This is a genomic window from Mycobacterium sp. E1715 (assembly GCF_001667625.1).
Classification (GTDB): Bacteria; Actinomycetota; Actinomycetes; order Mycobacteriales; family Mycobacteriaceae; genus Mycobacterium.
In genome coordinates this window covers 1-11,440 of the sequence record NZ_LZJJ01000347.1, presented here as the reverse complement: position 1 = coordinate 11,440, position 11,440 = coordinate 1, and the positions used below count along the sequence as shown (strand labels likewise).

The window sequence follows — 11,440 nt, the reverse complement described above, 5'->3', positions numbered from 1 at the left end:
ACGCCCGCGACCTGCTGGCCGATGCGCAGGCGCCCGGCTACCCGACGAGCCTCACCGAGCACCCCAAGGCCGCCCTGTCGATCTCGATGGGTTTCGCCCCCGACGACGAGCTCGGCTCCCACGACCTGCGGCTGTGGCGCGAACTCGAGTTTCCCGGTACCAACGGGCAAGTCTCGGCCCTGGGCTTGGCGACGTTCTACAACGTGCTGGCGCAGGAGAAGGTGCTCAGCCGTGAGCACATGGACCTGGTGCGGGAATGTCAGGGCGGGCTGGACACCGATCTGGTGCTGGGGCCGCGGGTGGCCGACCACGGGTGGGGGCTGGGATACATGCTCAATCAACGGTGCGTCAACGGGCCCAACCCCCGGATCTTCGGCCACGGCGGGCTGGGCGGCTCCTTCGGTTTCGTCGATCTGGAACACCGGATCGGCTACGCGTACGTGATGAACCGCTTCGACGCCACCAAGGCCAACGCCGACCCGCGCAGCCTCGCCTTAAGCAACGAGGTCTACGCGGCGCTCGGGGTCGTCTAACGCTTGTGAAAACGCGCCCCGCCGGTTCGGCAGGGCGCGTTCGTCGTTGCGCGGATCAGGGGTGCCAGCCGGGCGGCCCGGGCGGCCCGGGTGGGCCCCATGGCCCAGGAGGCGGTGGCGGACCCGGATGTCCCCACCCCGGAGGTCCCGGTGGCCCCCCGCGCCAGTCGTGGCAGCTGTTCCAGTCCCAGTTGTTGCCCCAGCCCGGATCCCAAAACTCACCCGGGCACCACTGCGGGAAGGGTCCGGGATGCGCTGCCGCTTCAGTAGCGACGCCCAAGCCCGCCAGCCCCAACCCGCCAATCGCGATAGCCGTTGCGGCCAAACGAGGAATTGTTTTCATAACCTAACCAATACCCCGGTGGCCGCCACCCCTAAACAGTGAACGCGAACGTTTCTTGGTGCGAAATTCCCGCCGTTGCGGCCGCGTCACTTCTGGCAGGTCGGGCACCAGAACACGTTGCGGCCTTCCAAGACGGCCGTGCGGATCGAATCCCCGCAGACGCGGCAGGCCTCGCCGGCGCGGCGGTACACGTATGTCCTGGGCCGCCCGGCCCGATACGACGGCGGCCCGTGGTCGTGCTCGGGCCGCACGACCACGATCTTCCCGCGGCGTAAGCCGACCTTCATCAGCGCGACCAGATCGGTCCATGCCGCGTCGAACTCCCCTTCGCCGACGTCTCGGCCGGGGCGGAACGGATCGATGTGGTGGCGGTAGAGCAGCTCGTTTCGGTAGACGTTGCCCACGCCCGCGACGATGGTCTGATCCATCAACAACGCGCCGATAGGCCTGCGGGACTTCGTAATTCGATTCCAAGCCCAGGACGGGTCGGCGTCGTTGCGCAACGGATCGGGGCCGAGCTTGGCGAGGACGTCGGACACCTGGCCCTCGTCGATCACCTCGCAGACGGTCGGTCCGCGCAAGTCGGTGCCGTAGTCCGCGCCGACCATGCGCATCCGCACCTGCCCGACCGGTTCCGGGAGGACCCTCCCCTCGCGTGGCCATTCGGTGAAGGCGCCGTAAAGGCCGAGATGGACGTGCACGATCGGCCCGCCGTCGTAGTGGTGGAAGAGGTGTTTGCCCCAGACACTGGTGCGGCGCAGCACGCGGCCGTCCACCACGGCCGAGTCGACGAAACGGCCCTGCGGGCTCGACACCGCCACGGGCGCGCCACCGAATCGGCGCTGGTGCAGCCGGGCCAGCCGGTGCAGGGTATGCCCTTCGGGCATGGCTTACGCCGGCGCGCCGGGCACGGGCGGCGCCTGGTGGGTGCGCTCGTATTCGGCGAGAATGTCGATACGCCGTTGGTGGCGTTCGGCTTTCGACCATTGCGCGCTCAGGAAGGCGTCCACGATGGCCAACGCCTCCTCGACGGTGTGCATGCGCCCGCCGATGCCGATCAATTGGGCGTTGTTGTGTTCGCGGGCCAGCGTCGCCGTCTCGACGCTCCACGCCAGCGCGCAGCGAGCCCCGGGCACCTTGTTGGCCGCGATCTGTTCGCCGTTACCCGACCCGCCCAGCACGATGCCCAGGCTGTCCGGGTCGGCCACCGTTCGGGTCGCCGCGGCGATGCAGAACGCCGGGTAGTCGTCCTCGGCGTCATAGGTGAAGGCGCCGCAATCGATCGGCTCGTGCCCGGCCCCTTGGAGGTGGGCGATGATGTGCTGCTTGAGCTCGAATCCGGCGTGGTCAGAGCCGAGGTAGAGGCGCATGCCCGCCATCCTTACACAGCCGTGCGCCGCGGCGATCGCAAGCGCGGCGAAGCCGGGCGCAGCACGCCGCCCGACGATCTAGTCGAATTCGGGCTTCTCGGTGCGGGTCCGCTTGAGTTCGAAGAAGTGCGGGTAGGACGCGAAGGTCACCGACGCGTCCCACAGCTTGCCGGCCTCCTCGCCGCGCGGGATCTTCGAGAGCACCGGGCCGAAGAACGCCACACCGTTGACGTGAATGGTCGGCGTGCCGACGTCGTCACCGACCGCGTCCATGCCGGCGTGGTGGCTCTTGCGCAGGGCGTCGTCGTAGGCGTCGCTGGTGGCGGCCTCGGCGAGTTCCGCCGGCAGGCCGGCGTCGGCCAGCGACAGCTTGATGACCTCTTCGAGGTTCTTGTTGTCCTCGTTGTGAATCCGGGTGCCCATCGCCGTGTACAGCGGGTCCAGGACTCCGGCCCCGTGGGCCTGCTCGGCGGCGATCGCCACCCGCACCGGACCCCAGGCGTGCTTCATCATCTCGCGGTACTTGTCAGGCAGCCCTTCGCGGTTCTCGTTGAGAATCGCGAGGCTCATGACGTGGAAGTGCACGTCGATGTTGCGAACCTTCTCCACCTCGAGGATCCAGCGCGACGTGATCCAGCACCACGGGCACAGCGGATCGAACCAGAAATCGGCTTGGTCTTTCCCGGCAGCGTTGTCAGGCATAGCGCAATCCTCTCGTCGGTCAACACACCGTCCAGCACAACCGTAGGCGCCCCGCCCCTGTTCCCGCAGTGCCCGAGATGAGGCCGGGGGACGTAAGTTGGACGCGTGGCCCTTCCTAATCTGACTCGGGACCAGGCCGTCGAGCGCGCCGCCCTGATCACCGTCGACAGCTACCGGATCGACCTTGACGTGACCGACGGCAACGGCGCACCCGGCGACCGCACGTTCCGATCCATTACCACGGTGGTGTTCGACGCGCTGCCCGGCGCCGACACCTATATCGACCTCGCGGCCGAGACGGTGCGCGCCGCCACTCTCAACGGCCACGAGCTCGACGTGTCGGGATACGACGAATCGACGGGCATCCCGTTGCTCGGCCTGCAGAAGCGCAATGTCCTGGAGGTCGACGCGGACTGCCGCTACTCCAATACCGGCGAGGGCCTGCACCGCTTCGTCGACCCGGTCGACGACGAAACGTACCTGTACTCGCAGTTCGAGACCGCCGATGCCAAGCGGATGTTCGCGTGCTTCGACCAGCCCGACCTGAAGGCCACGTTCGAACTGCGGGTGACCGCGCCCTCACACTGGAAGGTGATCTCCAACGGCGCGACGGTGTCTGTGGAGGACGGCACGCACACCTTCGCCACCACCCCGCGGATGAGCACCTACCTGGTGGCCTTGATCGCCGGCCCGTACGCCGAATGGAACGACACCTACACCGACGAACACGGGGAGATCCCGCTGGGCATCTTCTGCCGGGAGTCCCTGGCGCGCCACATGGACGCCGAGCGGCTCTTTACCCAGACCAAACAGGGATTTAGCTTCTACCACAAGAACTTTGGGCTACCGTACGCGTTCGGCAAATACGACCAGCTCTTCGTTCCCGAATTCAACGCCGGCGCAATGGAAAACGCGGGCGCGGTGACCTTCCTGGAGGACTACGTCTTTCGCAGCAAGGTCACCCGGGCCTCCTACGAGCGGCGCGCCGAGACGGTGCTGCACGAGATGGCGCACATGTGGTTCGGGGACCTGGTCACCATGACCTGGTGGGACGACCTGTGGCTCAACGAGTCGTTCGCGACGTTCGCGTCGGTGCTCTGCCAGGCGGAGGCCACCGAATTCACCGAGGCCTGGACGACTTTCGCGACCGTCGAGAAGTCGTGGGCGTATCGCCAGGACCAGTTGCCGTCGACGCATCCGATCGCCGCCGACATCCCCGACTTGGCCGCGGTCGAGGTGAACTTCGACGGCATCACCTATGCCAAGGGCGCCTCCGTGCTCAAGCAGCTCGTCGCCTACGTCGGGCTGGAGCATTTCCTGGCGGGGTTGCGCGACTATTTCCGTAGCCACGCGTTCGGCAACGCGACCTTCGACGACCTGGTCGCCGCGCTCGAGAAGGCGTCGGGCCGCGACCTGTCCGACTGGGGCCAGCAGTGGTTGAAGACGACCGGCCTGAACACGCTGCGGCCGGATTTCGACGTCGACGCCGACGGCAGGTTCTCCCGGTTCGCGGTGACCCAGAGTGGCGCCGCCCCGGGGGCCGGCGAGACGCGGGTGCACCGGCTGGCGATCGGGATCTACGACGACGACGGGGCCGGCAAGCTGGTGCGCGTGCGGCGGGAAGAGCTCGACGTCGAAGATGCCGTCACGGAAGTGCCTGCGCTGGTTGGCGTTTCACGCGGTCAGCTGGTCCTGGTCAACGATGACGATCTGACGTATTGCTCGCTGCGGCTGGACGGCGAGTCGCTGCAGACCGCGCTGGCGCGGATCGCCGACATCGCCGAGCCGCTGCCGCGTTCGCTGGTGTGGTCGGCGGCGTGGGAGATGACGCGCGAGGCCGAACTGCGCGCCCGCGACTTCGTGGCCCTGGTTTCGGGTGGCGTGCACGCCGAAACCGAGGTGGGGGTGGCGCAGCGGCTGCTGCTGCAGGCCCAGACGGCGCTGGCCTCCTACGCCGAGCCGGCCTGGGCACACGAACACGGGTGGCCGCAGTTCGCCGACCGGCTGCTGGAGCTGGCCCGCGCCGCCGAGCCCGGCTCGGATCATCAGCTCGCGTTCGTCAACACCCTGTGCTCGTCGGTGCTGTCGACCCGGCACGTCGTGACGCTGGCGGACCTGCTCGACCACGACCCGGCGGATCTCGGATTGGCCGGCCTCGAGATCGACACCGACCTGCGGTGGCGCATCGTCACCGCGCTCGCCAGCGCCGGCGAGATCGACGCCGACGGGCCCGCGACGCCCTTCATCGACGCGGAGGTGCAGCGCGACCCCACCGCCGCCGGCAAGCGCCACGGCGCCCAGGCGGCGACGGCGCGACCGCAACCTGAGGTCAAGGAGCAGGCCTGGACGACGGTGATCGAGGACGACACCCTGGCCAACATCACGGCCCGCGCCATCATCGCGGGCTTCGCCCCATCGGGTCAGCAGGATCTGCTCGCACCGTTCACGGATCGCTACTTCGCGGCGATCCCGGGCGTGTGGGCGCGGCGGTCCAGCGAAGTCGCGCAAACGGTGGTGATCGGCCTGTACCCGCACTGGAACATCAGCGAGGCCGGCATCGCGGCCGCCGACAAGTTCCTGTCCGACCCGGAGGTGCCGCCCGCGTTGCGGCGGCTGGTCCTCGAAGGCCAGGCCGGTGTGAAGCGGGCCCTGCGGGCGCGCACGTTCGACGCGGCGGACTAGACCGGATGGTGGCGACCCGCCACGCCCGGCTACGCCGCGCTCGCGATCGCCACTAGACCGGATGGTGGCGACCCGCCACGCCCGGCTACGCCGCGCTCGCGATCGCCACTAGACCAAACGGTGGCGACCCGCCACGCCCGGCTACGCCGCGCTCGCGATCGCCACTAGGCCGGAGAGATCCCCGCGCTCATGACGCGGATCGCGCTGACCAGGCCGTCGACCAGGTCACCGCGCTGGAACGCCGAGGTCGCGGCGGCGACCCCCAGCGGCGCCGACGACTCGGCGCCGCGGCCGCGGACCTGCGAGCCGTAGACGACCTCGATGACCTTCTGGTCGGGCGAGACCGCCAGCAGCACGGCGTCGTCCGGCGTGGGCACCTTGGCCAGGATCTCGCGCGCGCGGGCGGCGGTGTCGTTGCCCAGGTCGCCGAGGTAGATGGCGAACCGAGCCTTCGACGCCCGCGAGCCGAACTTAAGGGCGTCATCGATGGCGACGAGGTCCTTGGTCGGGAAGGGGAAATGAACCGACAGCTCGCCCGGCTCGGTCACCCCGGAAAGGCGCCCGCTGGTGGTGATCACCCAGCCGTTGGGCAGCTCGTCGGGCTCGATCGTCGCTAACTCACCACGTGCCACTGGCGCCACCTCCGACTGCGAATTCATGTCCGCCGTGCCCGCCGTGAGCGTGGCCGACGTCTTCGTCCGTGGCCGCCCACAAAATCGGCGGGTGGGTCCACTTCTCCCCCAGCTTGTAGGTCGCCGGGTGCGGTCCCTTGCGAGACCAGATCAGCAGCGCCAGGACGACCACCAGCAGCAACGGTATCCCGATGAAGTACAGGTGAATCTGCAAAAGGCTCACGACGAAAACCGTATCTCACGCGGTGATTCGTCGGCACACTCGGACACGAGATTGGTCAGGCCGCGCCTTCGCCGAGGTAACGCGCCCAGGCCGGATCGAGCTCCTTGACCGTCGAGAGCAGCCGCCAGTGCTGCCCCGTCGGCGGCAGCGGCGTACGGCGCAGCACCCAGCCGAGTTCGGTCAGTAGCTTGTCGCCCTTGCGGTGGTTGCACGTCGAGCAGCACGCGACGCAGTTCTCCCAGGAGTGGTCGCCACCGCGGCTGCGGGGCACCACGTGATCGACCGTGTCGGCCTTGGCCCCGCAGTAGGCGCAGGAGAACCGGTCGCGGTGCATCAGCGCGGCGCGGGTCATCGGGACCCGGGCGCGGTAGGGGACGCGCACATAGGACCGCAGCTGGATCACCGAGGGCACCAGGATCGAGCTGGTGGCCGAGTGGATCACCGGCCCCGCCGGGTCGTGGTGGACCACGTCGGCCTTGCCGCAGATCACCATCACGATGGCCCGGCGCATCGGCAGGGCGGTCAGCGGCTCGTAGGTGGAATTCAGCAGCAGCACGCGCCGGCGGCTCCACACGGATGCGGTGTCTTGGCGGGTGGGGGGATGGCTATCGACGCTATGCAGGCACGACGCGGATGGGGGCCCGGTTAACCCTGCCGCGGCACCGGAACTGCGGTGGCTGCGGCGTCTTTTGCCCTGCGCCATAGATCCTCCGCCGATAGTCCACCATGATTCGCCGCCAATCGCACCCCTATTGCAGGTGAACGGCATGTCGCGCGGGTGAACACCGGGCACACCGTCGGCCCGGCGCGGCCCGGCGCCACCGCGATGGACCACAATGGAGACGATGGATTCCGAGCCCCAGTCCTTCTATGACGCCGTCGGCGGTGCCCCCACGTTCAACGCGATCGTGTCCCGGTTCTACGCCCAGGTCGCCGAGGACGAGATCCTGCGCCAGATCTACCCCGAAGACGACCTGGCGGGCGCCGAGGAGCGGCTGCGGATGTTCCTCGAGCAGTACTGGGGCGGTCCCCGCACCTACTCCGACCAGCGGGGCCATCCCCGGTTGCGCATGCGCCACGTCCCGTTCCGGATCACTCCCATCGAGCGCGACGCCTGGCTGCGCTGCATGCACATCGCCGTCGGCTCGATCGACTCGGAGACCCTCGACGACGAGCACCGGCGCCAGTTGCTCGATTACCTTGAAATGGCTGCCCACTCGCTGGTCAACGCGGCGTTGTGATGTCGGCCCACGACAATGAGCGGGGTGGAATGAGCGCCAAGCCGTGGTGGTCAGACGCGGTGTTCTATCAGGTGTATCCGCGGTCGTTCGCCGACAGTGACGGCGACGGCGTCGGCGACCTGGACGGTCTGACGGCTCGGCTGGAACACCTGGAACGGCTCGGCGTCGACGCGATCTGGCTCAACCCTGTCACCGTGTCGCCGATGGCCGACCATGGCTACGACGTCGCGGATCCGCGCGACATCGACCCGTTGTTCGGCGGGATGGCGGCGTTCGAGCGGCTGGTGGCGGCGGCACACGAGCGGGGCATCAAGATCACCATGGACGTGGTGCCCAACCACAGCAGTTCGGCGCATCCGTGGTTTCAGGCTGCGCTGGCTGCCGGTCCGGGCACCGACGCCCGTGACCGCTACTTTTTTCGCGACGGGCGCGGCTCCGACGGCGAACTGCCGCCGAACAACTGGACGTCGGTGTTCGGCGGGCCGGCCTGGACGCGGGTGATCGAACCGGACGGCAATCCGGGCCAGTGGTACCTGCACCTGTTCGACGCCGAGCAGCCGGACCTGAACTGGGAACACCCGGACATCTTCGACGACTTCGAGAAGACGCTGCGGTTCTGGCTGGAACGCGGCGTCGACGGATTCCGCATCGACGTCGCGCACGGAATGGCCAAGCCGGCCGACCTGCCCGACGCGCGGGGCGACATCAAGGTCCTGCACCACAGCGATGACGACCCGCGCTTCAACCACCCGAGCGTGCACGAAATCCACCGCGGGATCCGATCGATCGTCGATGACTACCCGGGGGCGGTGACCATCGGCGAGGTCTGGGTCATGGACAACGTCCGGTGGGCCGAATACCTGCGACCGGACGAGCTTCATCTCGGCTTCAACTTCCGGCTGACCAAGATCGACTTCGACGCGACCCAAATCCATGACGCCATCCAGAACTCGTTGGCGGCCACCGCGATCGAGAACGCCACACCGACGTGGACGCTGTCCAACCACGACGTCGGCCGCGAGGTCACCCGGTACGGCGACGGTGAGCTCGGGTTGCGCCGGGCGCGCGCCATGGCGATGGTGATGCTGGCGCTGCCGGGCGCGGTGTTCGTCTACAACGGCGAGGAGCTGGGGCTCCCCGACGTGACGCTGCCCGACGAAGTGCTCCAAGACCCGACGTGGGAACGCTCCGGGCACACCGAGCGCGGCCGCGACAAGTGCCGGGTCCCGATCCCGTGGTCGGGCGACGCGCCGCCATTCGGCTTCTCCTCGTCGCCAGCCACCTGGTTGCCGATGCCCAGGGAGTGGGCGGCGCTGACCGTCGAAAAGCAGACCGCCGACCCGAAATCGACCTTCTCGTTCTTCCAGCACATCATCAAATCGCGCAAGGAGCGCACCGAATTCGACGGCGACGGGCTCGAGTGGCTGGACGCACCGCGTGATGCGCTGATCTTCCGCCGCGGCGGCGGTGCGGTGTGCGCGGTGAACGCCGGCCGCCGACCCATCCCACTGCCACCGGGAGAACTCATCGTGACCAGCGCACCGCTGGTCGACGGCAAACTCCCGCCCGACACCGCGGCCTGGCTGGCCTGAGCGACCAAAGGCGCGGCGGAGCAGTAGCTTTCGCATAACGTTCCGGGGTGTCGCTTGCAAGGGGCATACCCGGTGGGGGTACTGTCGTGCCATGGCCGAGATCGAGCCCACCGGTGAAAGGCGCGTCGGTGGATAACACGTTGCGGTGGGTGGTGACGGCGCTCTTCGCCGTCAGCTTTGTTGCGTATGCGTATTTCCTTGTCGCCCAACGCCGATGCTGGACGGGCGTCGTCAGCCAGCTGCTACACCTCGCGATGTCGGCCGCGATGATCCTGATGACCTGGGGCGTGGGAATGACCCTTCCGACCTTCGCGGCGGCGATGTGCTTTCTGCTCGGCGGTGCCTGGTTCGTCGGCGTCGCCGGTCACGCGCCGTGGGCCGTCGATGGCCGGCTGACGAACTACTACTACGCCGTGATGATGGTGGCGATGGCCTGGATGTACGGGGCGATGAACGGCAGCCTGCCGGGAGGGCCCGCGCACTCGGGCGGCGCGGCGATGGACATGTCCGCACAGTCGGGCGCGCCCGCGATGCGGCACGAAACCCCCGATTGGGTCGGCGCGGTGAACTGGACCGCGGCACTGGGGTTCGCCGGCGTGGCGATTTACTGGGCGTATCGCTGGATGGCCCGGCGCTGGACGGACCTGATGCCGCGCGCCGTTCGACTAACCCACGCGCAAATCGTGACTCAGACCGTCACCGCCGCAGGCACGGCGCTGATGTTCGCCGACATCGTGTGAGCGGGCCGGTCGACCGGTTCGGCCAAGTTCCGGCGCAGCGCTTGGCTCGTCGCTGCTCTATACCTAGTACATGGCGACCTACTCGTGGACAGTGATCGGAGCCGGACCCGCGGGAATCGCGGCGGTGGGGCGGCTGCTCGATCAGAGCGTGCCGCCTGACAAGATCGCCTGGCTCGATCCTGCCTTCGCCGCGGGTGACCTGGGCGGCAAGTGGCGGTCGGTGTCCAGCAACACCATTGCCGGAACCTTCCTGAGTTTCTTGAACGGCTCTGCGGCCTTTCGGTTTTCGGAGGCCCCGCCTTCCCCGCTGGCCGAAGTCGACCCGGAGGAGACTTGCGCCCTGGCCCTGGTCGCCGACCCGTTGGTGTGGGTCACCGGGCACCTGCGCGAACGGGTGCACGTGTTCGAGACGGTGGCCACCAGCCTGTCGCTGCAACGGCGGCAGTGGCGGATCCAGACGCAGGATTCGGAAGTAAGGTCGGACAACGTGATCCTCGCGATCGGCGCGGAACCGAAGAGTCTCGACTACCCCATCGACGCGATTCCGGTCGAGGTCGCCCTCGACGCCGACAGGCTCGCCGAGGTGCCACTCGAAGGCGCGACGGTTGGCGTCTTCGGCTCGTCGCACTCGTCGATGATCGCGCTGCCGCACCTGCTGCGGCTTCCGGTCGGCAGGGTGATCAATTTTTACCGCAGTCCGCTCAAATACGCTGTCTATCTTGATGATTGGATACTGTTCGATGACACCGGCCTCAAGGGCCGAGCCGCCGTCTGGGCCCGGGAGAACATCGACGGGGAGTACCCGGAACGGTTGGAAAGGTGCTGGGTTGCCGGCCCGGACTTCGACGAGAAGCTCGCCGAGTGCGACCGCGTCGTCTACACCGTCGGCTTCGAGCAGCGAAAGCTGCCCGAGACGCCCCAGTGGGGACCGCTGCAGTACAACCGGATGAACGGAATCCTCGCCCCCGGCCTGTTCGGGCTGGGCATCGCGTTCCCCGAGTACGCCGAAGACCCGTACGGCTATGGGCAATACCGCGTCGGCCTCAAGAAGTTCATGGATTACCTCGACGCGGCTCTGCCGTTGTGGATGGTCTACGGCACCTGATCCGCCGCCCGACGACCGCATTTAACTCAACATGATTTCCGACCGACACCGGTCGTCTCAGGCGTCAGCTCAATAAGAGAGCCGGGTCGCCGCGGCGCCGGTACACCGAGCCAAACCGGGCGTCGAGGCGCAACCAGGTCGGCAGGATCCGAACGCGGATCATCTCGTCGGCGCCGACGGCGTCGGCCGACTGCGGCAGGAAACCCATTGCGGTCAAGGCGAACACACACCGCATCGGCACTCCCACACTGCCGCCCGGCGAGCTCACCTGGACGAC

The 11,440-nt window shown here is 68.0% G+C and carries 12 protein-coding genes and 1 pseudogene; 6 read left to right on the top strand and 7 right to left on the bottom strand.

Going from position 1 to position 11,440, the window contains the following annotated elements; all coding sequences use genetic code 11:
* Positions 1-533: serine hydrolase (locus tag A9X03_RS17580; RefSeq protein ID WP_156736602.1), on the top strand; the 533-nt coding region annotated here is incomplete at its 5' end.
* A 429-nt stretch (positions 534-962) separates the two neighbouring features.
* Here the strand turns inward: A9X03_RS17580 and A9X03_RS17575 are convergent.
* The 3 genes from A9X03_RS17575 to A9X03_RS17565 form a co-directional block, all read right to left on the bottom strand.
* Positions 963-1,763 carry an Fpg/Nei family DNA glycosylase gene (locus A9X03_RS17575; RefSeq protein ID WP_067749505.1) on the bottom strand — a complete coding sequence of 267 codons (801 nt, stop codon included), beginning with the start codon at positions 1,761-1,763 and terminating at the stop codon, positions 963-965.
* 3 nt (positions 1,764-1,766) lie between these two features.
* Positions 1,767-2,246: a ribose-5-phosphate isomerase gene (locus tag A9X03_RS17570; protein WP_068262189.1), complete on the bottom strand. Its 480-nt coding sequence runs from the start codon at positions 2,244-2,246 to the stop codon at positions 1,767-1,769.
* Between the two features lie 78 nt (positions 2,247-2,324).
* On the bottom strand, positions 2,325-2,948 hold the full coding sequence (locus tag A9X03_RS17565) for a DsbA family protein (protein WP_067891419.1): 624 nt from the start codon (positions 2,946-2,948) through the stop codon (positions 2,325-2,327).
* 105 nt (positions 2,949-3,053) lie between these two features.
* Between A9X03_RS17565 and pepN the strand changes: the two genes are divergently transcribed.
* Positions 3,054-5,630, top strand: a complete 2,577-nt coding sequence (pepN, locus tag A9X03_RS17560) for an aminopeptidase N (protein WP_067891422.1) — start codon at positions 3,054-3,056, stop codon at positions 5,628-5,630.
* A 164-nt stretch (positions 5,631-5,794) separates the two neighbouring features.
* Here the strand turns inward: pepN and A9X03_RS17555 are convergent, their stop codons facing one another.
* From A9X03_RS17555 to A9X03_RS17545, 3 genes are all read right to left on the bottom strand, one after another.
* On the bottom strand, positions 5,795-6,262 hold the full coding sequence (locus tag A9X03_RS17555) for a DUF5130 domain-containing protein (protein ID WP_067749500.1): 468 nt from the start codon (positions 6,260-6,262) through the stop codon (positions 5,795-5,797).
* On the bottom strand, positions 6,249-6,476 hold the full coding sequence (locus tag A9X03_RS17550) for a hypothetical protein (protein WP_067780943.1): 228 nt from the start codon (positions 6,474-6,476) through the stop codon (positions 6,249-6,251). The genes A9X03_RS17555 and A9X03_RS17550 overlap by 14 nt, the downstream gene beginning before the upstream one ends.
* A gap of 64 nt (positions 6,477-6,540) precedes the next feature.
* On the bottom strand, positions 6,541-7,188 hold the full coding sequence (locus A9X03_RS17545; protein ID WP_067749494.1) for an HNH endonuclease: 648 nt from the start codon (positions 7,186-7,188) through the stop codon (positions 6,541-6,543).
* 142 nt (positions 7,189-7,330) lie between these two features.
* Between A9X03_RS17545 and A9X03_RS17540 the strand changes: the two genes are divergently transcribed.
* The 4 genes from A9X03_RS17540 to A9X03_RS17525 all read left to right on the top strand — a co-directional run bounded on the left by A9X03_RS17540 (position 7,331) and on the right by A9X03_RS17525 (position 11,163).
* Entirely contained in the window at positions 7,331-7,726 is a 396-nt protein-coding gene (locus tag A9X03_RS17540; protein ID WP_067749526.1) for a globin, read from the top strand.
* A complete protein-coding gene (locus tag A9X03_RS17535; RefSeq protein WP_197498991.1) occupies positions 7,726-9,318 on the top strand; it encodes a glycoside hydrolase family 13 protein in 1,593 nt (530 codons plus the stop codon). Before A9X03_RS17540 ends, A9X03_RS17535 begins: the two co-directional genes overlap by 1 nt.
* Positions 9,319-9,446: 128 nt before the next feature.
* A complete protein-coding gene (locus A9X03_RS17530) occupies positions 9,447-10,058 on the top strand; it encodes a DUF5134 domain-containing protein (protein ID WP_067749524.1) in 612 nt (203 codons plus the stop codon).
* Positions 10,059-10,149: 91 nt separating this feature from the next.
* A complete protein-coding gene (locus tag A9X03_RS17525; RefSeq protein WP_067749522.1) occupies positions 10,150-11,163 on the top strand; it encodes a pyridine nucleotide-disulfide oxidoreductase in 1,014 nt (337 codons plus the stop codon).
* Between the two features lie 64 nt (positions 11,164-11,227).
* Here A9X03_RS17525 and A9X03_RS17520 read toward each other — a convergent pair.
* Positions 11,228-11,440: pseudogene (locus A9X03_RS17520) on the bottom strand (hypothetical protein); the annotation flags it as partial.

Coding starts and splice junctions, on each gene's coding strand:
- A9X03_RS17575 (WP_067749505.1), bottom strand. CDS start 1,763: ATGCCCGAAGGGCATACCCTGCACCGGCTGGCCCGGCTGCACCAGCGC.
- A9X03_RS17570 (WP_068262189.1), bottom strand. CDS start 2,246: ATGCGCCTCTACCTCGGCTCTGACCACGCCGGATTCGAGCTCAAGCAG.
- A9X03_RS17565 (WP_067891419.1), bottom strand. CDS start 2,948: ATGCCTGACAACGCTGCCGGGAAAGACCAAGCCGATTTCTGGTTCGAT.
- A9X03_RS17545 (WP_067749494.1), bottom strand. CDS start 7,188: ATGGCGCAGGGCAAAAGACGCCGCAGCCACCGCAGTTCCGGTGCCGCG.
- A9X03_RS17540 (WP_067749526.1), top strand. CDS start 7,331: ATGGATTCCGAGCCCCAGTCCTTCTATGACGCCGTCGGCGGTGCCCCC.
- A9X03_RS17535 (WP_197498991.1), top strand. CDS start 7,726: ATGTCGGCCCACGACAATGAGCGGGGTGGAATGAGCGCCAAGCCGTGG.